The sequence below is a fragment of the Pseudomonas sp. BF-R-24 genome (genome assembly GCF_019947335.1).
GTDB classification, from domain to species: domain Bacteria; phylum Pseudomonadota; class Gammaproteobacteria; order Pseudomonadales; family Pseudomonadaceae; genus Aquipseudomonas; species Aquipseudomonas jessenii.
The window spans coordinates 55,236-81,027 of the sequence record NZ_JAGYGG010000026.1; the positions used below are offsets into that span (position 1 = coordinate 55,236).

25 protein-coding genes and 1 pseudogene are annotated in these 25,792 nt (G+C 61.9%); 12 read left to right on the top strand and 14 right to left on the bottom strand.

What is annotated here, in order from left to right; all coding sequences use genetic code 11:
• The first annotated feature begins 1 nt into the window (after window position 1).
• The 4 genes from KGA98_RS19950 to KGA98_RS19965 all read left to right on the top strand — a co-directional run bounded on the left by KGA98_RS19950 (window position 2) and on the right by KGA98_RS19965 (window position 2,639).
• Window positions 2-340, top strand: a complete 339-nt coding sequence (locus tag KGA98_RS19950; protein ID WP_057714212.1) for a hypothetical protein — start codon at window positions 2-4, stop codon at window positions 338-340.
• Window positions 341-616: 276 nt separating this feature from the next.
• Entirely contained in the window at window positions 617-1,546 is a 930-nt protein-coding gene (locus KGA98_RS19955) for a Ppx/GppA family phosphatase (RefSeq protein ID WP_223503327.1), read from the top strand.
• Between the two features lie 24 nt (window positions 1,547-1,570).
• The gene (locus KGA98_RS19960) at window positions 1,571-2,014 is read left to right on the top strand and encodes an arsenate reductase ArsC (protein WP_223503329.1); all 444 of its coding nucleotides are present in this window, start codon (window positions 1,571-1,573) and stop codon (window positions 2,012-2,014) included.
• Between the two features lie 235 nt (window positions 2,015-2,249).
• Window positions 2,250-2,639 (top strand): c-type cytochrome, encoded by a 390-nt coding sequence (locus tag KGA98_RS19965; RefSeq protein ID WP_223503331.1) that lies wholly within the window; start codon window positions 2,250-2,252, stop codon window positions 2,637-2,639.
• Here the strand turns inward: KGA98_RS19965 and KGA98_RS19970 are convergent, their stop codons facing one another.
• On the bottom strand, window positions 2,640-3,515 hold the full coding sequence (locus KGA98_RS19970; RefSeq protein WP_223503333.1) for a LysR substrate-binding domain-containing protein: 876 nt from the start codon (window positions 3,513-3,515) through the stop codon (window positions 2,640-2,642).
• Window positions 3,516-3,649: 134 nt separating this feature from the next.
• Between KGA98_RS19970 and KGA98_RS19975 the strand changes: the two genes are divergently transcribed.
• The 4 genes from KGA98_RS19975 to KGA98_RS19990 are packed head-to-tail and all read left to right on the top strand — an operon-like array spanning window position 3,650 to window position 7,891.
• Window positions 3,650-4,702: an agmatine/peptidylarginine deiminase gene (locus tag KGA98_RS19975; protein ID WP_057714217.1), complete on the top strand. Its 1,053-nt coding sequence runs from the start codon at window positions 3,650-3,652 to the stop codon at window positions 4,700-4,702.
• A gap of 4 nt (window positions 4,703-4,706) precedes the next feature.
• The gene (gene aguB / locus KGA98_RS19980) at window positions 4,707-5,615 is read left to right on the top strand and encodes an N-carbamoylputrescine amidase (RefSeq protein WP_057714218.1); all 909 of its coding nucleotides are present in this window, start codon (window positions 4,707-4,709) and stop codon (window positions 5,613-5,615) included.
• 1 nt (window position 5,616) lies between these two features.
• Window positions 5,617-6,717, top strand: coding sequence for an extracellular solute-binding protein (locus KGA98_RS19985; RefSeq protein ID WP_223503335.1), 1,101 nt, complete (start codon window positions 5,617-5,619; stop codon window positions 6,715-6,717).
• 49 nt (window positions 6,718-6,766) lie between these two features.
• Window positions 6,767-7,891 (top strand): agmatine/peptidylarginine deiminase, encoded by a 1,125-nt coding sequence (locus tag KGA98_RS19990; protein ID WP_223503337.1) that lies wholly within the window; start codon window positions 6,767-6,769, stop codon window positions 7,889-7,891.
• 149 nt (window positions 7,892-8,040) lie between these two features.
• Here the strand turns inward: KGA98_RS19990 and KGA98_RS19995 are convergent, their stop codons facing one another.
• The 9 genes from KGA98_RS19995 to KGA98_RS20035 all read right to left on the bottom strand — a co-directional run bounded on the left by KGA98_RS19995 (window position 8,041) and on the right by KGA98_RS20035 (window position 17,821).
• Complete coding sequence (locus KGA98_RS19995) at window positions 8,041-8,469, bottom strand: nuclear transport factor 2 family protein (protein WP_154947871.1); 429 nt, start codon at window positions 8,467-8,469, stop codon at window positions 8,041-8,043.
• The gene (locus KGA98_RS20000) at window positions 8,462-9,205 is read right to left on the bottom strand and encodes an SGNH/GDSL hydrolase family protein (protein ID WP_223503339.1); all 744 of its coding nucleotides are present in this window, start codon (window positions 9,203-9,205) and stop codon (window positions 8,462-8,464) included. The genes KGA98_RS19995 and KGA98_RS20000 overlap by 8 nt, the downstream gene beginning before the upstream one ends.
• Window positions 9,206-9,211: 6 nt before the next feature.
• A complete protein-coding gene (locus KGA98_RS20005) occupies window positions 9,212-9,784 on the bottom strand; it encodes a chorismate mutase (RefSeq protein ID WP_223503341.1) in 573 nt (190 codons plus the stop codon).
• Between the two features lie 81 nt (window positions 9,785-9,865).
• Window positions 9,866-10,156, bottom strand: coding sequence for a hypothetical protein (locus tag KGA98_RS20010; protein WP_057714224.1), 291 nt, complete (start codon window positions 10,154-10,156; stop codon window positions 9,866-9,868).
• A gap of 185 nt (window positions 10,157-10,341) precedes the next feature.
• Complete coding sequence (locus KGA98_RS20015; RefSeq protein WP_223503343.1) at window positions 10,342-11,895, bottom strand: amino acid permease; 1,554 nt, start codon at window positions 11,893-11,895, stop codon at window positions 10,342-10,344.
• A gap of 162 nt (window positions 11,896-12,057) precedes the next feature.
• Window positions 12,058-13,218, bottom strand: a complete 1,161-nt coding sequence (locus KGA98_RS20020; protein ID WP_057714226.1) for an iron-containing alcohol dehydrogenase — start codon at window positions 13,216-13,218, stop codon at window positions 12,058-12,060.
• Between the two features lie 3 nt (window positions 13,219-13,221).
• Window positions 13,222-14,613 (bottom strand): aldehyde dehydrogenase family protein, encoded by a 1,392-nt coding sequence (locus tag KGA98_RS20025; protein WP_223503346.1) that lies wholly within the window; start codon window positions 14,611-14,613, stop codon window positions 13,222-13,224.
• Between the two features lie 7 nt (window positions 14,614-14,620).
• On the bottom strand, window positions 14,621-15,994 hold the full coding sequence (locus KGA98_RS20030) for a glutamine synthetase family protein (protein WP_223503348.1): 1,374 nt from the start codon (window positions 15,992-15,994) through the stop codon (window positions 14,621-14,623).
• Between the two features lie 237 nt (window positions 15,995-16,231).
• Window positions 16,232-17,821 (bottom strand): winged helix-turn-helix domain-containing tetratricopeptide repeat protein, encoded by a 1,590-nt coding sequence (locus KGA98_RS20035; RefSeq protein WP_223503350.1) that lies wholly within the window; start codon window positions 17,819-17,821, stop codon window positions 16,232-16,234.
• Between the two features lie 259 nt (window positions 17,822-18,080).
• Here KGA98_RS20035 and KGA98_RS20040 point away from each other — a divergent pair, with 259 nt between their 5' ends.
• The 4 genes from KGA98_RS20040 to KGA98_RS20055 all read left to right on the top strand — a co-directional run bounded on the left by KGA98_RS20040 (window position 18,081) and on the right by KGA98_RS20055 (window position 22,073).
• The gene (locus tag KGA98_RS20040) at window positions 18,081-18,833 is read left to right on the top strand and encodes an SDR family oxidoreductase (RefSeq protein WP_154862431.1); all 753 of its coding nucleotides are present in this window, start codon (window positions 18,081-18,083) and stop codon (window positions 18,831-18,833) included.
• Window positions 18,834-18,877: 44 nt separating this feature from the next.
• Window positions 18,878-19,291, top strand: coding sequence for a cupin domain-containing protein (locus tag KGA98_RS20045; RefSeq protein WP_090456521.1), 414 nt, complete (start codon window positions 18,878-18,880; stop codon window positions 19,289-19,291).
• Window positions 19,292-19,386: 95 nt separating this feature from the next.
• A complete protein-coding gene (locus tag KGA98_RS20050; protein WP_223503352.1) occupies window positions 19,387-20,484 on the top strand; it encodes an HlyD family secretion protein in 1,098 nt (365 codons plus the stop codon).
• Window positions 20,481-22,073: a DHA2 family efflux MFS transporter permease subunit gene (locus KGA98_RS20055; RefSeq protein ID WP_223503354.1), complete on the top strand. Its 1,593-nt coding sequence runs from the start codon at window positions 20,481-20,483 to the stop codon at window positions 22,071-22,073. Before KGA98_RS20050 ends, KGA98_RS20055 begins: the two co-directional genes overlap by 4 nt.
• A 259-nt stretch (window positions 22,074-22,332) precedes the next feature.
• On the opposite strand, the pseudogene KGA98_RS20060 reads toward KGA98_RS20055, so the two are convergent.
• The 4 genes and pseudogenes from KGA98_RS20060 to KGA98_RS28570 form a co-directional block, all read right to left on the bottom strand.
• Window positions 22,333-22,569 (bottom strand): annotated as a pseudogene (locus KGA98_RS20060) (hypothetical protein); the annotation flags it as partial.
• 149 nt (window positions 22,570-22,718) lie between these two features.
• A complete protein-coding gene (locus KGA98_RS20065; RefSeq protein ID WP_223503356.1) occupies window positions 22,719-23,411 on the bottom strand; it encodes an RES family NAD+ phosphorylase in 693 nt (230 codons plus the stop codon).
• Window positions 23,405-23,809 (bottom strand): antitoxin Xre-like helix-turn-helix domain-containing protein, encoded by a 405-nt coding sequence (locus KGA98_RS20070; RefSeq protein ID WP_057714235.1) that lies wholly within the window; start codon window positions 23,807-23,809, stop codon window positions 23,405-23,407. Before KGA98_RS20070 ends, KGA98_RS20065 begins: the two co-directional genes overlap by 7 nt.
• A 97-nt stretch (window positions 23,810-23,906) precedes the next feature.
• The gene (locus KGA98_RS28570; protein ID WP_223503359.1) at window positions 23,907-25,403 is read right to left on the bottom strand and encodes a methyl-accepting chemotaxis protein; all 1,497 of its coding nucleotides are present in this window, start codon (window positions 25,401-25,403) and stop codon (window positions 23,907-23,909) included.
• Between the last annotated feature and the right edge of the window lie 389 nt (window positions 25,404-25,792).

Sequence of the window (25,792 nt, forward strand, 5' to 3'; positions counted from 1 at the left end):
CATGCGCACTGTTTTTGCCCCGACCCTGGCCTTCGCTTCGCTGCTGCTGGCCGGTTGTGCCACGCCGAACGATCCGACCATGACCTTGCAGACCAGCAAGTCACCGGAGGAGTACACCCATTGCGTGGTGCCGAAGTTGCAGCACGATGCGCTCAACCCAACGGTGTCGCAGACCCAGCGCAGCTACCGGATCGTCGTATCAAGCAAAGTGTCGGCGGACAACGTGCTTGAAACCTATAAAGCCTCGAACGGCGGCAAGGTATTCCTGTACGAGCGCAAGCTGCTGGCGTCGACCTTCGTGCCGTCGACGTTCGAGCGTGCGGCGCAGGAGTGTTTGTAAGGGCAATTTCAGGCAAAAAAAAGCTGCCGGGACTGGCAGCGGAAAGTTAAAGCACGCATTGGATGGACTGAGTATGGCGCTCGGTCCATGACGATTCGATGACAGCTTCATGGCCATCCATCAGGATGCCGAAAATCCTGCCACTGTTGTGGTGTGGCTCAGAACTCCAGGCCTGTCATCCGGGTGTCATCAAAGCAATGGCAAGATCCTCGCAATCCGTCTTGAGTGACCGGCGGCCGTCAGTCCGCCGGCAGATGAATGTGCAAGGAACCCCGTATGAAAGACGCCCCGCTGTTTGCCGCCATCGACCTGGGCTCCAATGCGTTTCGCCTGATGATTGGCCAGTCGGTGAGACGGAACCAGCAGATGGTCATCCAGGAAGTGAAAACCCTGCGTGAACCGGTGCGTCTGGCCGAGGGCCTGCAGGGCGGGGCGCTCGATGAATTGGCGCTGGACCGTGGCTGGCAGGCGCTGGCGCGATTCGGCAAGAAACTGCGCGGCTTCGAGGCCGGGCGCGTGCGGGCGGTGGCCACCAGCGCGGTACGCGAGGCAGACAATGCGCCGCTGTTCCTGGCCAGTGCCGAGCGGCACCTGGGCTTTCGCATCGACGTCATTTCCGGTCACGAAGAGGCGCAACTGGTCTACGCCGGCGTCGCCCACACCTTGCCGGCGCAAACCACGCGGCTGGTGGTGGATATCGGCGGTGGCTCCACGGAAATGATCATCGGCCGTGGCGACCGGTTGCTGGTCACCGAGAGCATTGCCATCGGCAGCGGCACCTTCGGTGCGCATTACTTCCACGGCGGGCGGATCGTGGCCGAAGCGCTGCTGGAGGCCGAACGCGCAGCCACCGTGCAATTCGAACGCATTGCCCGCCGCTATCGAGCCATGGGTTGGCAGCAGGCGATCGGATCTTCAGGGACGGCGCGGATGCTGGCCAAGGTGCTCAAGGCCAATGGCTTGAATGATGACGGCCAAGGCGGCATCACCTACGGCGGCCTGTTGCGCCTGTCGTTGCGCCTGCTGGAAGTCAAACATGTGAAACACCTCAAGTTGGCCGGTTTGCCCATCCACCGCCTGAGCATTCTGCCCGGTGGTCTGGTGGTGATGCTGGCGGCGTTCAAGGTGTTCGGGATCACGCATATGATTGCGTCGGAACCGGGTCTGCGGTTCGGCGTTCTGCATGGATTGATGAGCAAACACTAAAAACCTGCCAGCCGAGGTAAACCCATGACCGACCCCCGTCGCGTGCTGTTCGTCTGCGCCCGAAACGATGTCCGCTCACCCATGGCTGAAGCCCTGCTTCGCCACACCGATCCTGCCGATTTCCAGGCCTTCAGCGCCGGGCTTGAGGCCAGCGAGATCGACCCGCGCACATTCGAATCCCTCGATCACATCGGTGTCGATGCCAGCGGCTTGCGCAGCAAGTCCCTCGAAGATTTCGAAGGCCAGGAATTCGACTACGTCATCACCCTGTGCGACAAGTCTTGCGAAGAGGCCGCGCGCATGCCGTTTACCGCTGAAGTGATGGTCTGGAGCTTCGAAGACCCGACCACCAGCGAAAGACACGACCCGTTCCGCCATACCCTCCAGGAAATCGGCGACCGCATCAAAATGTTCGTCACCGTGAAAACCCGCCCCGTGCCCCAGGCGCCGTCAGTCAGCGATTCCTGACAAGCCTCGAACACCGTCTACCCTCATCGGTCACAACCATCATGATGAGCACAGGCCCCCTGTGGGAGCGGGCTTGCTCGCGAAGAGGCCTTCACATTCAACATCGTAGGTGGCTGGACTACCGCTTTCGCGAGCAAGCCCGCTCCCACAGGGATTGCGTCCATTTGACCACTTGGGATATCCCCGGCCCGCATGTTCCAATAGCCATCCGGCAACACCCGACTGGAAACGGAACATGAAGAAACTCGCAGCACTGACCCTCGCCTCGGCGATCACCGCTGGCCTGTTCAGCATGCCCACCCTTGCTGCGGGCGATGTCCAGACCGGGGAGAAAGTGTACAAGCGCCTCTGCAGCGGCTGCCATCAGATCGGTGAATCGGCTCGCGCCTTCTTTGGCCCGCAACTCAATGGCGTGATCGGACGCCATTCCGCCGTCACCACGGACTACGTGTATTCCGATGCGATGAAATCCGCCAACCTGGTCTGGGACCGCGAAACCCTGATCGCCTACCTCGAAGCGCCGAAGAAAGTCGTCCCCGGCACCCGCATGATTTTCTGGGGTCTCAGTGAGCCGGAAAAAATCGAAGACCTGCTGGCCTACCTGCAAACCTTCCCCGCGCAATGATTACGCCGCGGTCTGCTGCTCGGCCGCCAGGTTGTCAACCAGCCACTGGGTGAAGGCCCGCGCCATCGGGATGTTCTCGCTGTCACGGTGAGTCAGCAGCGCCCAGTTCGGGCCGCGGATGGTTTGCTCCACCATCGGCTGCAACAGCCCGGTGGCCCGCGCCTGCCGACTCAGCAACTGACTCACCAGCGCAATGCCCAGTCCGGTACAGGCCGCGTCCAGCAGCAAACCCGGATCGGAAAAATTCAGCCCCTGATCCATCTGCCCCACATCTATGCCCGATTCCACCGCCCAGTGGCTCCAGTCCATTTCCCGCTCGCCATGCAGGGTGGTGCGCTGTTCCACGGGCACGGCCAACAGGCTCGGGTGACACGCCGGGTAGAGGCGGTCGGCGTGCAGTACCTTGAAACTGCATTCGGCCTGGGAGCTGATGTCGTCGCGCACCGCCAGGTCGATGGTCTGGCTGGCCATGTCCGGTACTTCATCGGTGCTGAAAATCCACAGATCGACCTGCGGATGCTGGCGTCGGAAATCCCCCAGGCGCGGCAACAACCAGTGCCGGGCAAACGCCGGGGTGGTGTTGAGCACCAGTTGATTAGGCTTCTGGTATTGCCCCAAGCGGCGAATGCCCACCGCCAGTTGCTGCAACAACGCCTGGGTGGTGCTCAGCAGATCGTGCCCGGCATCGGTCAGGCTGACGCTGCGCCCGCTGCGATGGAACAACGGTTGTTCCAGGTAGGCCTCAAGGCTGCGGATCTGCTGGCTGATCGCCGATTGGGTGAGGTGCAACTCGTCGGCAGCCTTGTGAAAACTGCCCAGCCGGGCGGCGGCTTCGAAGCCGCGCAGGGTGCTCAGCGGCGGCCAGTGTTTGAGCATATCGATAAGCTCCTCTAATCAGTTGTCTGCAAAATCCATCGTTTGTTTGCCTGTTTTTCCAGCCGTAGCATGCATGCCAAGACCGCCAAGGCTGTTTTCATTGAACACAATGACTTAACTCAGAGGTGCTTGTCATGCAGCAGAACGTAATTCAAAACAGCGGTTGGACGATGCCGGCCGAGTGGGTCACTCACGCCGCCACCTGGATGGTCTGGCCGCACAACAAGACCCTGTGGGAGTCAGGCTGGCGGGTGACACTGCCACAGGTTCAAGAAGATTTCGCCCGGGTGGCCAACGCCATCGCCCGCTTCGAACCGGTGAAACTGGTGGTCGATCCTTCAGCTATCGCCAGTGCCAAAGCCTTGTGCGGACCGAACATCGAGTTGATCGAACTGGCGGTCAACGACAGCTGGTGCCGCGACTCCGGCCCGAGCTTCGTCTGCCACCCGCAGCAAGGCCTGGCCGGTGTGAGCTGGCGCTTCAATGCGTGGGGCGGCAAGTCGGCTCACGATCTGGACGAAAGCCTGGCCCGCCGTGCGCTCAATCATTTGGGACTGGAGTGCTTCGGCACGGCGTTGAGCAACGAGGGTGGCGCGATTCATGTGGACGGCGAGGGCACGCTGATCACCACCGAATCGGTGTTGCTCAACCCCAATCGCAACCCGGGCGTGAGCAAGGCCGAGATCGAAGAGATCTTCACCCGCCTGCTGGGCGTGAAGAAAACCATCTGGCTGCCGGGCGATCCCGACTATGTGACCGGCGACATGACCGACGGCCACGTCGATGGTGTGTGCGCCTTTGCCCGTCCCGGCGTGTTGCTGGTGGACGCCACCCACGACAAGCAATCGGTGTACGCCGAAGTGGCCCGGGAGAACCGCCGCGCCCTTGAACTGGCCACCGACGCCCAGGGCCGCCAGTTCGAACTGATCGAACTGTTCGAAGCCACCGATGCGGTGGACACCGAGGCCGAAGTGTTCTGCGCCTCCTACACCAATTTCTATATCGCCAACGGCGCGATCATTATGCCGGCCTACGGCATCGATGCCGACAAGGTCGCTGCCGAAGTGCTGGCGCAGGCGTTCCCCGGTCGTGAAGTGGTGCCGGTGCGGATCAACCATCTGGCCCATGGCGGTGGCGGTGTGCATTGCATCACCCAGCAACAGCCGGCCTGGCCGGTGCGGGGTTGATGCCATGACACTGCTGACCATCGCCACCACCCAGATGCCCTGCACCTGGGACCTGAAACACAACCTCGACCAAGCCGAGCAACTGGTCCGCGAAGCTGCGGCCAAGGGCGCGCAGGTCATCCTGTTGCAGGAGCTGTTCGCCACGCCGTATTTCTGCATCGAGCAACACCACAAACACCTGGCACTGGCCGAGGAGTATCGCGAAAGCCACGTGCTCCAGCGCTTCGCCGCATTGGCGAAAGAGTTGGGCGTGGTGCTGCCGCTGAGCTGGTATGAGAAGGCCGGCAACGCCTACTTCAACTCACTGAGCGTGGCCGACGCCGACGGGCGCCTGTTGGGTGTGTACCGCAAGACCCACATCCCCAACGCCATCGGCTATCAGGAGAAAGAATACTTCAGCCCCGGCGACAGCGGTTTCCGGGTCTGGGACACCGCGTTCGGGCGCATCGGCCTGGGCATCTGCTGGGATCAGTGGTTCCCCGAAACCGCCCGCTGCCTGGCGTTGATGGGGGCCGAAGTGCTGCTGTTCCCGACGGCCATCGGCTCCGAACCGGGTTGTGCCACTCTCGATTCCCGGGATCACTGGCAGATGACCATGCGCGGCCACGCCGCCGCGAACCTGCTGCCGGTGGTGGCGGCCAACCGGGTCGGCCGGGAAGCGGCGACCACCGACCCGACTCTGCAAATGAGCTTCTATGGCTCGTCGTTCATCTGCAACCACAAGGGCAAGTTGCTCGCCGAAGCCGACCGTGACAGCACCGGCGTGCTGGTCCACAGCCTGGACCTGGCGGCCATGCGCGAGGACCGCCTGACCTGGGGTATCTACCGCGATCGCCGTCCGGAAATGTACGGCGCCTTGTTGACCCAGGACGGTCGTCAGATCCATTCACGCTGGGCAACCCAAGGGGTGTGACATGAACACGATCAACAAGCTGTGCCTGGCCATGGGGCTGGCGCTGAGCTGTGCGGTGCCTGCGTTGCACGCCGAAGAGAAAACCCTGCGGCTGTACAACTGGGCCGACTATTTCGCCGAGGACACCTTGAGCAAGTTCACCGCCGAAACCGGGATCAAAGTGATCTACGACGTGATGGACGGCAGTGAAACCCTGGAAGCGAAAATGCTCGCTGGCGGCAGCGGCTACGACCTGATCTTCCCCGGTGACACCGTGGCCGAACGCCTGATGCGCGCCGGCAGTTTGCAGCCCTTGGATCAGTCAAAACTTACTGCTCTGAACGACGTCGAGCCGGGGTTGCAGAAGTTGCGCTCGCACTATGAGCAGTCGCGCCAGGCCACGGTCCCGTACACCTGGGGCACCATCGGCCTGACCTACAACGCCGGGCAGATCGCCCAGCGTGCGCCGGATGCGCCGGTCGACAGCCTGGACATGCTGTTCAAACCGGAACTGGCGGCGAAATTCGCCGACTGCGGCATCTCGATGATCGACTCGCCGGACGAAGTGCTGGCCGTGGTGCTCAATTACCTGGGCCGCGACCCGCGGAGCGCCAAACCGGCGGACCTGGCGGCGGCCAGTGACTTGCTGATGAAACTGCGGCCGTACATTCGCAAGTTCCAGTCGCAACCGGTGACCGACCTGGTCAACGGCAACCTGTGCATGTCCCTCGGCTACAGCGGCGACATGACCCAGGCGCAACGCACGTCTGATAGTGCCGGCAAGAAAACCGCCTTCCACTACCGCATCCCCCGCGAAGGCACCACGGTGTGGATGGACACCATGGCCATTCCCGTCGACGCCCGGCATCCGGAGTACGCCTACGCGTTCATCAACTTCGTGATGCGTCCGCAAAACATGGCAGCCATCAGCAACTTCACCGGCTACCCGACCTCCAACGCCAAGGCACGACCGGATGTCGATGCCGCGATGCGCAACAACCCGGACATCTACCTCGATGATGCCACCTACGCGCGGCTGATTCCCGGCAAGGACATTCCCCAGGCCGACATGCGGGCACGCATGCGCACCTGGACCAAGTTCAAGACCGCTACAGTCAAATGATCATCGGCCGGCCCGAGGGCCGGCCAAACCCGAGATTTCAGGAAAACACATGTCGACACGTCGAACATTCATCAAGCAGGTATCGGTCGCTGCCGGACTGGGCGCGCTGGCGTCCATGGGATTGGGCTTTGCCTCCCAGCCGGTACGAGCGGCCGGTAAAGGCAACTGGTACATGCCCGATGAAGGGGACAAACACCAGCGGGCCTTCATCGCCTTCGGGGCACAGGCCGCGATCTGGGAGGACTTCACGCCCCACGTGCAAGACGCCCTTGGCCGGATCGCCCGCAGCATTGCCGAACACGAACCGGTCACCGTGTTCTGTCGCCAGAGCGAACGGCGCCTGGCCGAAGCCAAATGCGGCAGCCACAACACCACCTTCGTGATCACCGAACTGGACGACATCTGGATGCGCGACATCGGCGCCAATTTTGTCGTCGATGGCAACGGCGACCTCGGCGCCGTGGACTTCAACTTCAACGGCTGGGGCAACAAACAGCAGCATGAGGATGATGCGCAACTGGCCGCCCGGGTCGCCGGAAACGCCAAGGCGGATTACCAGCAAAGCGAACTGGTGGGCGAGGGCGGTGGCATCGAAGTGGATGGTCACGGCACCGGGATCATGACCGAAAGCAGCTGGATCAACCGCAACCGCAATCCTGACTGGAGCAAGGCCGAGGTCGAGGCAGAACTTAAAGAGCGCCTGGGGCTGCGCAAAATCATCTGGCTACCAGGCATCAAGGGCAAGGACATCACCGACGCCCACGTCGATTTCTATGCGCGCTTCGTCAAGCCCGGCGTGGTGATCGCCAACCTCGACAACGACCCCGAGTCCTACGACTACAAGGTCACTCGCGCCCATCTGCAGATCCTGGAAAACGCCACGGATGCCGATGGCCGCAAGTTGCAGGTGCATACCGTGTCGCCGCCGCTCAACCCGCGCAACAGCCGGTTCAGCAAGGACAACCCGGATTTCGCCGCCGGCTACATCAACTACTTCGTGATCAATGGCGCGATCATCGCACCGCAATTCGGCGACAAGGAAGCGGATGCCAAGGCCTTCGACCTGCTGTCCGAACTCTACCCGGACCGCGAAGTGGTGCAACTCGACATCGATGCGATCTCTGCAGGCGGTGGAGGGATTCACTGCGTGACCAGCCACCAGCCGATGGTTTAACGGTTTGCCCCTGATTTCAGGCTAAACACAAATCCTGTGGGAGCGGGCTTGCTCGCGAAAGCGGAGTGTCAGTCAACATCTTTATCGACTGGTTCGCCGCCTTCGCGAGCAAGCCCGCTCCCACAGGGATTTTTGGTGAGTCAGGTAAGTCAGGCCTTGCTGGCCTTCAGGTAAGCCCCCAACCGTCGCCCCATTTCCTCACCCAACGCCTGCAAGCCACTGAGCGGCCGCACCATCACTTCAAACTCGACAATCTTGCCCTGTTCGTTGAAGCGGATCATGTCGATGCCCTTCAGTTCTTTCTCGCCGACCCTGGCGCTGAATTCGAGAATCACGTTCAAGCCATCCGCGGTCGCCAGCTCACGGTGATAGGCAAAATCCTCGAACACGTCCATGACCGTATTGAGGATCATCGACACCACCGGCGCTCCCGGATACGGCGTGTGCGCCATCGGCGAACGGAACACCGCCTGCGGATCGAGCATTTCGGGCAAACCGCTCAAGTCGCGGTTGTCGAGCATCGCGTGCCACTGCTTCAGGGACGCTGCGACATTGGGGTTCAGTTTCAGCTCAGACATCTTCAACTCCTGTTTTTATTGTTGTGGTGCGAAAGCGTTGGTCGATCACTCTGGCGGCATCGTCAGCCCATTGCCGATAAAGCATCGGCCCCGGATGAAAACCATCGCTGGCCATCAGGCCCGGTTCGGGCGCCAGCGGGGTGGTCAGCATCGTACATTGATCCAGGCGTGCGGCCAGATCCGCAAGATGTGCATTGAACCGCCGTGCCCTGAAACCCAGAAACCAGCGCAGCGGCTGGGGCAGCGCGGGGAACAAATGCATCGGCGGAAGCGGCGACACCACGATCTGCCTCACCGCGTATTTATCGCACAGCAGCGCCATCAAGCGCCGTTGCCGAGCGAGCCACTGATCCAGGGTGAGAGAGCTGGTGACATCGTTGACGCCAATCGACAACAGCGCCACATCGAACGGCTCGGGGGCGTGCTGTTCGAGCAGCTCCAGCAACCCTTGTGAATCCAGCCCCGAGTGCGCCCAGAGTTTCCACGACAACTGGTAATCATCGGCCAGGCGCGCGACCAGCCGACCACTGAGGGCTTCACCTTGAGTCGCCGCACCCACCCCCGCTGCTGCGCTGTCGCCGACAATCAACAAGCGCAGCACGTCACCGCTGCCGGCCTCGCCCTGGCGGTCACCTTCGGCCTCCGGCAACCTGGGCGTCACCCGCCGCGTATACAGGCCCTGCGCCAGCAACAACGGGCCGAGCAGGATTTTGGCGAGGGTTTCAATGTGGCTCATTTGACGTTATCGCCCTGCAATACACAGCTCCCCGGTCGCACGAATCATCGCCTGGCCATGCAAATAATCCTTGATCAGCGCGGAACGTTCGGTGGCCAGCCATTGCGGGCAGTTCGGGTCGTTGCGGTAGGGCAGGAACGCGGCGTACTGCGTGAGCAGCAGGTTCTGCAGGTTGTCGAGCTTGGGCCGGATGTCGTTGCCCAGGTCTGGCCGTGGCGTGTCCGGTGCCTTGTGCGCCGCTTGCCATTGTGCGATCCGGCCGTATTGCACCAGTTTGCTGGCTTCAATCTGGGCGGCGATCAGGACGGCGACATCGTCGGGGTCAAGCTGGCGTTCAGCCGCCTGCTTCCTGGCGTTGGCGATGACTTGCGCTTCCCGGGTGTTGTCCTGGACCGGTTTGCCGCTGTCCCACTTGGTCAGCGCCACCAGTTCGCTGATGTTCAACCGCTCATTCATCGTCGCCAACAAAGGCTGCAAGGCATCTGGCGCCGGGGGTGTCGTGCCGGCTTGGGCGCTGCCAGCGAGCAAGCCGAGCAGGGCGCAGGCCAGCGAGTGCGGCAGGCGCAGGGAACGGGGCATGGGCAGAACCTCCTTGGACGCGAAAATCACTCCGGCTTGTGTATCACAAGTGCGGCCAGGGAACGACAGGTTGCGAAAGATTCAGGCCAGCAGCCGTTCAATCTGCGCCAGCTCCCAGGTGCTGAGCAAACTCACCGGGTCGGTGCCGAAGCGCTGCCCGTTGTCGAACACATATTCACGGCCATCGGGGCTTTGGCCGTGCAGGCAGTGGCGCAGGTGACCGGCGTCGACGTCGAGCGTCAGGCGCCAGCCGTCGATGTCGACCTGTACATGGTCAGGCTCGCAGGCGTCGTCGACTCGCTTGAAGGTGCAAATGCCTTGAGCGGCATCGCGCAACGGCTGGTAAACCTCGCGGGCGGTGAGGGCGGGCACTGGCGTCTCCGGGGCGGAATCGGGGAGGCACAGGATAGATCATCAGCCTGCAGAAAAACCGTAAACGCCAAACAACCTTGTGGGAGCGAGCTTGCTCGCGATTAGGCCGGCACATCCAACATCGATGGCGCCTGACACGCCGCCATCGCGAGCAAGCTCGCTCCCACAGGTTAATCAGCACTCGCCTATTTCCTGTCCAACGCCGCCTCCGCCGCGGCAATTTCAGCCTGGCGCTTGACGATCATGTCGCCCACCGGCGGCCCCTGGAAGCGCCGGGCTTCAAAACCGAACCAGACGATGGCCGTCAGGATCAGGAAACCGATGGTGATGTACAGCGCCCAATCGTTCGGTGGCTGGATGCCGATGACGAAAATGATGATCATCGCCAGGATCGAGAGGATGGCGAACACCGAGTACCAGAAACGCCCCATGTTCCACGGCCCCATGGTCGGCCACTTCGACGTACCAAAGGTAAACAGGCCGAGCGCGATGGGAATGGCGAAGGAGAAGAACAGGAAGATCACCGTGCAGGACACCACGATGGTATAGACCGGCGTTGTCCCGATCGAGATCACCGACGATCCCCAGACGAACAACACCGCTAGGGTGGCACCGGTCCAGATCGCTGCCACCGGGCTGCGATGGGTCGATGAGACCGAGGACAGCGCTTTTGAGCAGGGCAGGCCTCCGTCCCGGGAGAACGCGAAGATCATCCGTGAAACCGAGGTGACGGTGGCCAGCCCGCAGAGCACCTGCGAAATGAAGATCGCCACGAAAAGCACCAGTTTCAGTGTCGGGTCGACCTGGGTGTTCATGGCCCAGAAAAACACGTTCCAGCCTTGCTTGGCCGCCTCGTCCATGTTCGGCAGCATCAGCACGAACGCGCTGAGCATCAGCCAGCCGAACAGCAACGACCAGACCACCGACATGACCATGCCGCGCGGCACCGACATGGCCGCGTTGCGGGTTTCCTCGGAGGTGTGCGCAGAGGCGTCATAGCCGGTGATGGTGTAGATCGGCAACAGCAGCCCGAGCATGAACACCCAGCCGTTGGAGACCTGCGGCCAGACGCTGCCACCCGCTTCGCCGGAATAGTTGCCGAAGGTCCACAGCCGTGCGAATTCATAGCTGGGTGCCGATATCAGGCAGACGATGGTCAGGGCCAGCGCCGTGGCGAAGATCAGGTAGCCTGAGAAGTCAGTGAGTTTGGCGGTCAGGCCGATACCCAAGTGGTTGCACAAGGCCTGCAGGCCGGTGAGGATCGCCAGGAAAATCACCCTGACCGTGGTCGTGTCTTCCATGCCCAGTGCCGGCCCGAAGGCACCGAAAAAGAAGTAATAGGTACCGACGTTGATCGCGCCCAGCACCGTGACCAGCCCCAGCAGGTTGAACCACGCGGTCAGCCATCCGGTGAAGCGGTTACCCAGGATCGAGCCCCAGTGGTACAGGCCGCCAGCGGTGGGGTAGGCCGAGGAAATCTGCGCCATGGCCATGGCGAATACCCCGGAGATCAGGCAACCGATTGGCCAGCCGATCCCGATGGATGCCCCGCCCGCGCCCGAGGTGCCCTGGGCCAGGGAGTTGATGCCACCCGAGAGGATGCAGATGATCGAAAAGGAAATGGCGAAGTTGGAGAAAACCCCCATTCGTCGTGAGAGTTGCTGGGCATAGCCCATGCTGTGCAGCACCTTGACGTCATCGTCGTGCGTTTCGGTGCCCGGCTGGCTTGCTGGGTTCATGATGTGTGCCCCTTTTCAGGTTTTGGACAGGCCGAACTAAGCCGCCGTAGGCTCGACCTTGGTTTTCTGTAGGAGCGAGCTTGCTCGCGATGAACGTCAACGATGACGCGGGGAGCCTGACCCCCCGCGTCATCCTCAAGTCCATCGCGAGCAGGCTCGCTCCTACAGACGGCCGTGAAGTGCCGCGTCGAAAATCTTTGCCACGCCGTCCCGGGTCAATGGCAGCGGGTTGCCGCCAGCGGAAGGGTCGACAATCGCCATGTCGGCGATCAGGTCGGCCTGCCGGTCATCAACGCCCAGTTCAACCAGGGTATGGGGCACGCCGATGTCCTTGCGCAGCTTGAGGACGAAGGCCAGGAAACTGTCGAACCCCGGGGAGGGCAGGCGCAGGTACGCCGCCAGGCGGGTGATGCGCTCCTCGATGGCCGAGCGATTGAAGTGCAGGACATAGGGCATGAAGGTGGCATTGGTCATGCCGTGATGGGTGTCATACAACGCACCCACCGGATGGGAGAGCGCATGCATCCCGCCCAGGCCTTTCTGGAATGCCGTGGCGCCCATGGCCGCCGCCGCGAGCATTTGTGCGCGGGCCTCAAGGTCCGACGGCGTGTGTACCGCCTTCACCAGTGAGTTGGCCACCAGGCGCATGCCTTCCACGGCAATGCCATCGGCCAGGGGGTGAAAGCCGGGGGCGCAGTACGCTTCCAGGCAATGGGACAGCGCGTCCATGCCGGTGCCTGCGGTGATTTTGGCGGGCATGCCGACGGTGAGGGCCGGATCGCTGATCACCACGCGGGGCATCATTTTCGGGTGGAAGATGATGCGTTTGGTGTGGGTGCGCTCGTCGATGATCACCGCCGCACGGCCGACTTCGGAACCGGTTCCCGCCGTGGTCGGCACGGCAATGACCGGGGCGATGCGGCTGTCGTCGGCGCGGGTCCAGTAGTCGCCGATGTCTTCGAAGTCCCAGACCGGACGGGTCTGGCCGCTCATGAAGGCAATGAGCTTGCCCATGTCCAGGCCACTGCCGCCGCCGAACGCGATCACACCATCGTGCTGGCCGGCACGCCAGGCATCGAGCCCGCCGGCGAGGTTGGCTTCCACCGGATTGGGCTTGAGGTCACAAAACAGCGCCACGCCAAGACCGGCGGCGCGCAATGCGTCCAGTGCCGCCGTGGTGATCGGTGCGCGCGCCAGGCCGCTGTCGGTCACGAGCAAAGGTCGCTGGATACCCTGGCTGCGACAGACCTCGGCCAGTTCGGCGATGCGCCCGACACCGAAACGAACGCTTGTGGGGTAGCTCCAGTTTCCTGTCAGGTTCATGGTCTACACCTCGTGACGCAGATGAAAGGATTTGGCCCGGGTCAGGTGCTCGTAGCCCAGTGGCGACAGGGTGACGCCGCGACCGCTGTTCTTCACGCCGGTCCAGGCCAATGCCGGGTCCAGGTAATCGCAGCGGTTCATGAACACCGTGCCGGTGGCGATCTCGTTGCCCAGGCGTTCGGCCGCTGCGAGGTCCCGGGTCCAGATGGAAGCGCTGAGCCCGAACTCACTGTCATTCATCAAGGCGATGGCTTCTTCATCGCTGGCCACCGGCATGATGCCGACCACCGGGCCAAAGCTTTCGTCGCGCATGACCGACATTTGATGGTTCACGTCCACCAGCACTTGCGGTGCCAGGTAGGCGCTGCCCGGCACGTCGGCGGGAAAGGACTTCGGATCGATCAGCGCTTTGGCGCCCTGGGCCAGCGCATCGGCAATCTGGCCGCGAACGAAGAATGCGGCGCCCGGTGTCACCAGCGGACCGAGGGTGGTGGCTTCATCCAGTGGGTTGCCCAGCACGTACTGGCGGGTCAGTTCGGCGAAGCGCTCGACAAACACCGGGTAGATTTTCTGGTCGACGTAGATGCGTTCCACGGCGCAGCAACTCTGCCCGGAATTGAAGAAACTGCCGTCCACCAGATTTTCCACCGCCTGTTCAAGGTTGGCGTCTGCCCGGACATAGGCCGGGTCTTTTCCGCCGAGCTCCAGGCCCATACCGAGAAATTGTCCGCTGGCGACGCTTTCCATGACTTTTCCAGCCTCCACGGAACCGGTGAAGTTCACTTGCTGCACGCGCCCGCAAGCAATGATCGCCCCGGTCGATACATGGTCGAGCAGCAGATTCTGGAACAGCCCCTCGGGCAGTTTTGCGCGACGCATGGCCTCGGCGAAACGCTCGCCCACCAGCAGCGTTTGCGACGCATGCTTGAGAATCACGCTGTTGCCGGCCATCAGCGCCGGGATAATCGTGTTCACCGCCGTCAGGTAGGGGTAATTCCACGGAGCGACCACCAGCACCGTGCCCAGCGGCTCGCGTTTGATATAGCGGCGAAATCCCGCGACAGGCTCGGGTTCTACCCGGTCAAGGACCTGCGGTGCGATAGCGATCATGTGCCGGGCGCGTTCGGCGAAACCGCGCAGTTCGCCGGCGCCATAACGCACCGGGCGACCCATCTGCCAGGCCAGCTCCGGCACGATGTCGGGCTGCATCGACAGCATTGCGTCCACCGCGGCAGTGCAAAACGCCGCGCGTTCGCTCAGTGAGCGGCGTTGCCATGCCGCCTGTGCGCTGGCAGCGGCCGTCAGCGCCTGCTCGACCTGCTTCGCATCGGCCACCTCGCGTTCGGCGTACACCCGGCCATCGACCGGGGAGATCAATTGAACCTTCGCAGTCATGATGTTCTCAATAGCGCTCGAAGCCGCGCTGCAATTCCCAGTCGGTGATTCGCCGGTCGTACTCTTTCTGTTCCCACTCGGCGGTGTGCACGTAATGGTCGACCACCTCATCGCCGAACGCCTTGCGCAACATGCCGGAGGCCTTGAGTGCGGCGCTCGCCTCGCGCAATGTCTTGGACACTTCCGGCAAATGCTCATCCAGGTAGGCGTCGCCTTCGAACGGCGGCGCCAGATCGAGCTTCTCGTCGATACCGGCCAGGCCCGCCGCGATCAGCGCGGCGAAGGCCAGATAGGGGTTGAGATCGGCACCGCCGATGCGGCATTCGATGCGGATGGCCTTGCTGCCTTCGGCACACAGGCGAAAGCCGGCGGTGCGATTGTCGCGGCTCCAGACCGCCCGCGTCGGCGCAAAAGTGCCAGCCTGGAAGCGCTTGTAGGAGTTGATGTAGGGCGCGAGAAAACAGGTGATGTCGTTGGCGTACTTGAGCTGGCCGGCGACCCAGGAACGCATCAGTTTCGACATGCCGAACTCGGCTTTCGCCTCGAAGAACAGCGGCTTCTTGGCGTTCTTGTCCCACAGCGAATTATGGATGTGACTGCTGGAGCCGGCAGCGTCGTAGCGCCACTTGGCCATGAAGGTGATCGCCTTGCCCTGCAATTGCGCGATCTCTTTGCAGGCGTGCTTGATGATGACGTGGTGGTCGGCCATGGTCAGGGCATCGGCGTAGCGAATGTTGATCTCTTCCTGCCCCGGGCCCCATTCACCCTTGGAGTTTTCCACGGGAATGCCCGAGGCCTGCAAGTGCTTGCGAATCGCCCGCAGCACCGGCTCTTCGCGGGTGGTCTGGAGGATGTTGTAGTCTTCGATGTAATGGCCGGCGGTTTTCGGTTTTTGATAGTTGCGCTTGTGGATCGCCTCGTAACTCTCATCGAACAGATAGAACTCGAGCTCCGAGGCAAACATGCCGGTGTAACCACGCTCGCGCAGGCGCTCGACCTGTTTTTTCAGAATGGCCCTTGGGCTGTGCGGCAGGTCCTGGCGATGGTGATGATCGAGCACGTCGCACAGCACCAGCGCCGTGCACTCAAGCCAGGGCACGCGCCGCAGGGTGGACATGTCGGGCTTGAGCACGAAATCGCCGTAACCCTTGCTCCAACTGGCCGCGGCGTAACCCGGCACCGGCTCCATGTCGATGTCATCGGCCAGCAGATAGTTGCAGCAGTGGGTTTCTTCGTGGCCGCTGTCGATGAAAAACTCGACCTGGAACCGCTTGCCGACCAGGCGTCCCTGCATGTCGACCATGCAGACCAGTACGGTATCGATTTCGCCGGCAGCCGCGGCGCGCTTGAGTGCATCAAAGCTGAGGAGGGGCTCTGTCATCACGGCAATCCTGCGTGAAAGGTTTGGGACAGTCTGGGATAGCTGTTGCAGACGCTCTCCAGAAAAACCCAAACCTGCAGAACCGAGCATCATGAGCAACGAGTTGCTCAAAGCTTAGCCTACGTTGTAGGAGCGAGCTTGCTCGCGATGAACTTGAAGACACCGCGTTTAATCAGAAAACCCGCGTCATCGTTGACGACCATCGCGAGCAAGCTCGCTCCTACAGGGTGGTCGTCTTCACTCCGGTAGCCCGGCCAGCCGCAGTCCATCGACGAAACGGGCGAAATCCTCAGGCCGTTGAATGGGCAGCCAGTCCTTGAGGGTGCACAGACGCAAAGAAGGATCCAGCTTTTGCAGACGCCGCATCGCCAGATTCGCTTTTTCCATTCGACCGCCGAGCGCATCACTGGCCGCCACCAGCGCCGCCGCGACCAGCAGACTGGGCAGGTTGCCCAGGGCCTTTTCCGCCCACTGCGCAGCGGCATCAAAGTGCCCGGCGAAGAAATGCGCGAGCGCCATCCCCACCTGCATTCTGAACATTTCCGGATCCAGCGGACTCAAGCGAACGGCATGGTTCAAATGCTCGATGGCGGCGTCTGTTTCACCGTGCAGTGCCCGTAGGATACCGCCCAGAAACCAGGCGGGGGCGAGGTTGGGATTGAGCAGGCGCGCCCTGTCGAGCAGCGCAATGCCGCCGTCGACTTCGCCGGCGAGATGAGCAAGCGCATGTCCGCCCCGGGTCAACGCGACGGCATCGTCGCGGCCGAGGGTCACCGCCAGACGCGCCAGGCGTATGCCCTCGGCGATTTCTGCGGGTCGATCGCTCATCCAGCCATTGAGCTTGCGCCAGAAGTGGCACCAGGCGGCCATGCCATAGGCCGAAGCGAATTCCGCATCGAGTTCGATGGCCTGGTAGAACATCGGCAGCGCCTGCTCGATGGCTTCCCGGCTGCCGCTGTGCAGTTTTGCCATGGCCCGCAGGTAGTAGTCGTAGGCGTCCAGGCTTTCCGTCGGCTTGCGCTTGGCGCGTTCGATTTCTGCCCGCTCCAGTTGCGGCGCGATGGCACCGACGACGCTTTCGGTGATTTGGTCCTGCAGTTCGAAGAGGTCGTCGAGCAGGCCTTCGAAGCGCTCCGCCCAGATATGCGTCCCGCTTGTCGCGTCGATCAGTTGCCCGGTAATGCGCAGTCTGTTCCCGCACTTGCGCACGCTGCCTTCGAGCACATAGCGCACGCCCAGTTCCTGGCCGACGCCCTGGGCGTCCACGACCTGGCCCTTGTAGGTGAAGCTCGAATTGCGCGCAATGACGAACAGCCAGCGGATACGCGACAGGGCCGCGATGATGTCCTCCACGACGCCATCGGCGAAATACTCTTGCTCCGGATCGCCGCTCAGGTTCTGGAAGGGCAGGACGGTGATCGAGGGTTTGTCCGGCAGGACGAGCGTAGGGGAGAGGATTTGTTTCGGGGCAGCGCTTGCGCGTTCGTCGATGTCAGGCTGTGGTGTTTGCCCGCTCAAGTCGCCGTTGATCCGACCAACGAAGCGGTAGCCCTTGCGGGGGACGGTGCGCACCAGGCGCTGCTCCTCACCGGTATCACCAATGGCCTTGCGCACCGCATTGATGTGGCTGGTGATCGTCGATTCCGAAACGATCCGGTCGCCCCACACCGCCTTGAGCAACTCGTCCTTGCTGACGACGCGGTCGGGATTGTTGACGAACAGCAGCAACAGATCGAAAACCTGCGGTCCGACGGCCACGATTTGCCCGCGCAGGGTCAGCTCCCGGCGCTCCTGATCGAGTACGTAGTCTTCAAACGTGAATGGCAAATTGAGCATCCCCTGGCGAAGCGCCCTCAACTCCGTGTCCCAGGCGGCTGTCGGTTGGTAACTGAGGCAGATGATACGGCAGCTCGACAACCGCTGCACCGTCTGCGGCAAGGGCGGCTGGACGAACGTCAATGGCTTTGGACATAAATCCAAGTACTCGCCAAGGCAAACCCAAGCCCGGCGCAAGGACTTGCCTGGTGCGCGCAGGCACTCTTTCTACACCGACGCAATGGTTGCAGTCGACAAGTGGAGAAAAGTCATGAAGATCGTCGTCATCGGAGGCTCCGGCCTCATCGGATCGAAACTTGTGAACACCCTGCGCGAGCGCGGCCATGATGCGCTCGCCGCCAGCCCCAGCACGGGCGTGAACAGCATCACCCGCGAAGGCCTGGCCGAAGCGATGGATGGTGCTGATGTGGTGGTCGACGTGGCGAACGCGCCGTCGTGGGAAGACCAGGCCGTTCTCGATTTCTTTGAAACGTCGAGCCGTAACCTGCTGGCCGCCGAAGCCGCTGCCGGGGTTCGTCATCACGTAGCCCTGTCGATTGTCGGCAGCGAACGGCTTCCCGATACCGGCTATTTCCGGGCCAAGGTCGCGCAGGAAGCCCTTATCAAGGCATCCGGCGTTCCTTACACCATTCTACGTGCCACGCAGTTCTCCGAGTTTGCCGGCGGCATTGTCCAGTCGTTCGCCGTTGGCGAGGAAATTCATGCTTCGCCGGCGCTGATCCAGCCGATAGCGTCCGACGACGTGGTAGCGGCGCTGGCCGATGTCGTGCTGGCAGCACCGGTCAATGGCACGGTTGAAGTCGGCGGCCCGGAAACCATGCCGATCGACGAACTGGCCAGGCGCTATCTGCAAGCGACCCAGGACAACCGCAAGGTCGTGCCGGATGTACATGCCCGTTACTTCGGCGCCGTGCTAGACGATCAATCGCTGGTCACCGGCAAGAACGCACGCCTGGGGGCGATCCGCTTCGACGACTGGCTGGCCCGGTCGACAGCGCAGTAACGAATCGCACCCGCACATTACCCTACGAATCCAGGAGAAATCCCATGGTTACCCGTTTGCTAATGGCCGCTGTCTTCGCAGCGCTCTCGATCAGCGCCGCATCAGCCGCCGAGCCGCCCCCCGGCAAGGTGACGGTGGTGTTCGACCGTCCCATTCCCAACATCCCTGGCAAGAGCATGAGGGGCGTGGTCGTCGAGTATGGGCCGGGTGCCGCGTCGCCGGCCCACACCCATCCGAAAACGGCCTTCATCTATGCAACGGTGCTGGAGGGTTCGTTCCGCATCCAGGTCAAAGGCCAGCCGGAAAAGATCTACAACGTCGGCGAAAACTTCGTAGAGGAGCCGGGCTCCGTGCACCTGGTCAGCGCCAACGCCAGTGACACCCAACCTGCACGCCTGTTGGCGGTGTTCGTCCTCGACACCGAGGAAAAGGTGCTCGTAACGCCTATCAAACAGTGAGCCGATCACGCGCTCATGAAGGCTCGACCGCCGGGCGGCAGACGCTGTCGCCCAGTGGCTGAGTCAGTTCTTGGCACTGAACAGGAAATGAAAAAATGAACTCGCTCCTGGACAAGGCCGCCATTGCCACCAGCGCAAGTAGCGGCACGCCCGTGGTCGTGGTGCGGCGAAGCAAGCGCAAGACCATCGGCCTGTTGCTGTGCGTCGCGGCTGTAATGGTCGTGGCGGTTTGGGGAGCCATGGCGTTTTCAAGTGGCGTGACCTCGACCGACAACGCGTATGTCCGCGGGGACGTCACCTCACTGGCCGCCAAGGTCGCCGGCTATGTCACGGCGGTCGAGGTCCGGGACAACCAGGCCGTGCGTGCCGGTGATGTGCTGTTTCGAATCGATGACCGCGACTACCGTGCCAAACTTGCGCAAGCCGAGGCCAATGTCAGCGCCGCCCAAGCGCGCCTGACCCATGTCGACGCACAGGTCCAGCTCCAGCATGCGCTGATCAGGCAGGCCGAAGCGCAAAGGCGCTCAGCCTCCGCCGACATGAGCCTGGCGGCCAAGACCCACGACCGCAGCCGCAAACTGATCGTCAGCAATGCGGTGAGCCAGGCCCTGGTCGATGAAACCGGCACCGCGCAATCCAGAGCCGCGGCCTCGGTTTCGGCCGCTTCGGCAACGGTCGAGGCGCAACAGCAGCGCATCACGGTGTTTGTAGCCGAGCGCGAGGCTGCCGTGGCCGCTGTGAGCCAGGCAGAGGCCGCACGTGATCTCGCCCGGATCGATCTCGAGCACACCGTGGTACACGCACCTGTGGATGGCGTGGTCGGTAACCGTCAGGTTCGCCTCGGCCGTTTCGTCACACCGGGCGTTTCCCTGCTCGATATCGTGCCGGTCAATGATGTATGGGTCGTGGCGAACTTCAAGGAAACCCAGCTCGAACAGATTCGCCCCGGCCAGCACGTGCGCGTCACGGTCGATGGCTACCCCGATGCGGCACTCGATGGTGTGGTCGACAGCTTTGCACCGGGCAGTGGCTCGGCGTTCAGCCTGCTGCCGCCCGACAACGCCACCGGGAACTTTGTGCGTGTCGTGCAGCGCGTTCCGGTGAAGATCCGCCTGGCTGAAAACCCCCTGCCGGGGCGCATCGTGCCGGGCCTGTCCGCGCGGGTGGAAGTTGCACAAGGGGCCGGCTCATGAGCCGCGTTGCCTGCGCCACGCCGAGCAGCGCCAGGACAACGAACGGCGTGCTGCTCATGGTGGGCATCGTACTGGCGACGTTGACGGAAGCGATCGCCAGCACCGTGCTGGCCCTCGGCCGCGGCGACATCATCGGCGACACCTATGCCACGCCTGACGAGTTCGCCTGGCTGGATGTCGGCTACATCGCGCTCAAGCTGATCGGGTTCATGCTCGCCCCTTGGCTGATGCAGCGATTTTCTGCGCGCAACGTGATCATCGGCGCCACACTGGTCATGGGCCTGGCGTGCTGCGTGGCTGCCGTTACCGCCTGGCTGGAACTGCTGATCGCATTGCGCATCCTGCAAGGCTTCGCGGGAGGTGCTTTGCTGGTGGCGGGCCAGGCGATCATCTTTCGCGGCTATCCGCGCGCCCTTCAGCCGATCCTGCAAGCCCTGTTCGCCATGGGCTCCGTGGTTGCGCCCGGAACCCTCGCACCGGCCCTGCAAGGGTGGTTGATCGACAGCCAGTCCTGGACCTGGATTTTCTTCAGTGTGGTGCCGTTGGCCCTGGCGGCGATCGGCTTCTTGCTCATCGCCGACCACCCCATGCCCGCCAAGGGCCGGCAACCTTCGTTTGACTGGCTCGGCTGTGCACTGATCGGTGCCGCGCTGTTCTGTTTCACCTACGTGCTCAGCCAGGGCAGCCGCTGGGACTGGTTCGAGGAACCGCGCATCCTGGCACTGACGGTGATCGGTGCCGCCGCGCTGCTGGCCTTTCTCGGTCAACAGGTGTTGGCCAACGGCCAGGGGCTGCTCGATTTCAGCCTGTTCAAAACAAGCGATTTCACCTTTGCCTTTATCGTCAGTTTCGTCGCCGGTGCCGCCCTGTTCGGCAGCGCCTACCTGATCCCGGCGTTCGCCCTGTCGGTACTCGCGTTCACGCCGACCGATGCCGGCCTGCTCCTGTTGCCCAGTGGCGGTTTTTTTGTCGGTTCGCTGCTCATCGCCGCCTATATGTTCAGCGTGCGTCGCGTGCCGCCGGTGGCGACCGTGCCGTTGGGTATCCTGCTGATCATGGGGGCGATGTGGATGCTGTCCGGCTCCAACAGCGAAAGCGGCACCGACGACATGATGGCGGCCATCCTGTTGCGCGGCCTGGGCCTTGGCTTCCTGTTTCTGTCGATCACGCTGATTGCTTTCAGCCACCTCAACAGCCGCAACCTGGCCAGCGGCATCGGCCTGTTCAATACAGGGCGCCAGTTGGGAGGCTTGATGGGCGTCGCCGGGCTGCAGACCTTGATTGACCATCAGGTTGTCAGCAATGGCGTGGTCCTCGGCGCCAACGTCACCCCAGGGGGACACGCGGTCATCGAACGGCTGATGACCACAACCGCGATGCTGGCAGGGAAGGGCATGGATCAGGTGGCCGCTGGCCGGGTAGCCACGAGCTTGCTGGGCAAAGCGGTATCAGGTCAGGCCACGGTGATTGCTTTCGATACGGCGTTCTTCGCCGTGGCCCTGCTGTTCGTCTTTGCCGCGCCCATACTGGTCGGCATCAAGATTGGCCTCTCGCGATCCGCGAAAGTGCATGACCTACAAACGAATTGATAACCCGCACGAAAAAGCCCGGCTGTTGAAGCCTGATGCTGTTCAGTTAAATGAAAACGATCCCCTGTAGGAGCGAGCTTGCTCGCGATGGTCGTTAACGATGCCGCGTGTTTACAGGCTAAACGCGGCGTTCTTGATTCCATCGCGAGCAAGCTCGCTCCTACAGTGAGTGGATCATTCTCGCTTGATTGAGCAGCATCAGGCTGTTGAGGCCGGGCTTTTCGTTGAGTCTTGCGGTAAAGCACTGCATTCAGACAGCGCGGCTTTCGATCAGACGGTCGGAACCACCTTCGGCAACACGTTTTTCCAGCAGGCGATCCGAACCACCTTCAGCCACACGATTCTCGATCAAACGATCCGAACCACCCTCGGCCACACGGCTTTCAATCAGACGATCCGAGCCGCCTTCAGCGACCACAGGTTGAGCAGAGTTTGCGGCGAAAGCGTTAACTGCAAAAACCGAGAAAGCGATGCTGAGGAGGGTTTGGCGTTTCATGATGGTGTGCTCCGGGGTGCTTATGGGTTGGTATGGAGCAGATGTTACGCCGGGGAATTTTCAAGAGAACTTCATTGAAATAATGGTGACTATCGATGCGGTCAATGGATCGCAGATCCCACAGGTTTTCATGTGCCTGACAACGGGGCTCAAGCCTCACTGATCTGACTGACACTGGTGATCTGCCCATTCCAGACCATCTCGTAATGCGCCGTCTGCACAATCGACGAAACCGGCCTCGGCGTCATCAACGCCCAGCAATGACTGCCCGGCATCCGCACCGAGTGATAACGCAAACCGGGGCAACCGGCATCGCGCACCGCCTGCCCCAGTACACGGGAGTGGCTGTAGTCGTCCGGCGCATACACCGGATCGCTCATCGGCAGGGCCGTGGCGTCCTTCATCCCGCCATCGCCAAATGCACAGGCCAATCCACGAAACACAAAGCGCTCATAGTTCAGGCTCGGCACCCTCGACCAATACAGCGCCTGGTGATGCCGCACCTCGGCCAGCGCCGCTTCCATCGACTCCGCCAGGTACAACACCCCAAAGCGGCCATCGCTGAAACGCGAGCCCGCCGGGTTGACGTGGGTAAACGGCGCAATGGCGTAGGAGCAACCCCGAATGCCGAACGGGATCTCGCTGCGCGCAATCAACTCCAGCTGACCCACCTCATTCTTCAACCGCGGATTGGTCAGAGCCTGAATCTCGAACAACACCTCGAACTCAGCCGCATCCGCCACATCATCAAACAACGCAATGGGCGGAAACTTCGAATTGACCAGGCGAAAAGCCTGCAACGACTGACCGGCAAACACCGCCAGCTCACTCGCCATCACCATTGCGCACCTCGCAGCATGTCGATGCGGCGGAAGGTTTCGTACAGCGAAATCATGTCGCCCTGGGCCATGATCTCCAGCGGCGAACGTCCGTTGAAAAACTCGTTGTCATTGGCCATCGAGGCAAAGCCGTACACGTTATCCGGGTTGTCGAACACCAGCCGCAACGTCGCGTGAATGTTCAACACAAAACTGATGCGCTGCATCTGGTCCGCATCCAGCGCCACCGCCCAGTCCGGGTCTCGCTGCCGGGCGCGGGTGTAGGTGCTGCGCGAAATACGCAGGATGCGACAGGCCTGATCGCTGGTGGCCTTCCACTTTTCCAGAATGCTCACCGCGGCACGCAGGCCGGTGACGCATTGGTTTTTGCTGAAGGATTGGGGTTGCAGGGGGACGGCCATGATCAATACCTATCTTGACTCTATAGACTCAAAGATAGGTTTGTTGAGTCTGTAGAGCAAATCGGTTCGACCAACGGAAAACTTCTCCCGTCGAACATCACTGATGAAACGTCCGCCCCAACGCATCCAGCCGAGTCGCAATGGGCGGCAAGCGCCTGCTGCTCAGCGCCAGTGTCTCCACATCATCCGCCGTGTTTTGCGCAATGCTCTGCACCGACTGCAAGCGCCCGACAATCTCGAAACTTGCCGAGGACTGTTCGCGGGTCGTCGTGACGATCCGCCCATTGAGTTCATCGATCTGCGAGATGTCGCTGCCGACGGCCTGCAACATCGCTGCCGCCACCTGACTGTCCTCGACGCAGCGCACTACACCTTCGCGGCTGTCCTGCATGGCCTCCACGGCTTTGCGGCTGCCTTGCTGCAAGGCTTCGATGATGGTGCGGATTTCCTTGGTGGACACCGCCGTGCGTTGCGCCAGGCTGCGCACCTCATCGGCCACCACCGCAAAGCCCCGGCCTTGCTCGCCGGCGCGTGCCGCTTCAATCGCCGCGTTGAGCGCCAGCAAGTTGGTCTGCTCGGCAATGCTGCTGATCACCTCCAGCACCGTACCGATCTGCTGCGCCTGCCCGGCCAGTACCTGCACGGTCTGGTTGGTGCCTTCCAGGCGCGAGGCCAGTTGAGTGATTTCCTGCCGCGCACGGTTCACGCTTTCCTGGCCGCGGGTGACTTGCGCGCTGGCTTGGCCGGCATGGGCAACGGCATGCTCGACATGCACCACGATGTGCTCCATCGCATCGCCCATGCGCTGCATCGACCCGGTCATCTGCGCGATTTCCGTCAACTGATGCTTGGCGCCTTTCTCCAATGTGTTGCTGGCCTTGGCCAACTCCTGACCCAACTGACCCAACCCCTGAGAGTCACGCACCACCCCGTCCACCAAGGCGGTGATCTGCGTCAAAAACTGATCGAAGCGCTGGGCCAGCGACACATGCACCCGAGCCTTGTCACCCTGGCCGGCACCGACAGTGAACTGGGACGTGGTGGCGAGCATCTTGTCCAGCATGTCCTGGCTCTCCACCGCATCGGCCTGGCTGTGCACCGCCAGATAGAGCAGCGCGACTGTTTCCATCACCACATAAAAAGCGTGAACGAACACCATCGTCCAGCCACCGTGATGGGTCATCACAAACACCGGAAAACCCTGATGTTGCAGCACATGAAACACCACGTGATGCAGCGCAATCGTCACCGCCGCCACCAGAATCGGCAGCCAGTCCCGATAAAACGTCAACACCGCCAACAACGCAAAAATCCCGAAGTGCGACTCAATGACCCCCTCGGCCTGATTGATATGCAACGCCGCCATCACCATCAAACCCACGCCCAGCAGACAACGCATCAACCGCGTTCCGCCGATGGCTCGATACAACAGTGTCAACAACACACTGGTGCCACCGCCCACCAGCAGCGCCTGCTTGAAGGTGTCGTGCCAGAACGCCAGGCCGATAGCGAACGCGAACATCAGCCAGATCAGGCCCAGCATGATGCGGTCGGCTTTGCGGTAGTGGTCGAGGAAACGAGGGGGGAAGGGCATGTACGCTTACTCCATGTAAATGAGCCAGAAAAAGCAGGGTTTATGGCAACACGGGACATCGCGAAGGCTTGGGTACGTTAAGGGGCAGACGTTTTCAGAGTCAGGGATGCGAATCAGTTGGCAGCATGGTCGAGCTGTATTTGAGATGCCGTGGAGAGCGTAGCCTTTGGCCATCATTCTAGGCAGCTACGACGTCGCTCGTGGAAAACAATGTCCGATATAGAGGCAAGTAATGCTGAAGTGACGGGGGAGTGCGACAGACTCCGTTGCAAAGCCTGTCGTACACCCGAGGTAATTACGACTTCTTCGGCGGATAGTTACCACGCAAGCCACCAGACTTGTTGCCGGTTTTGCTGGGCAGGTTCGGTACCAACGGGCGGGATCTGGGC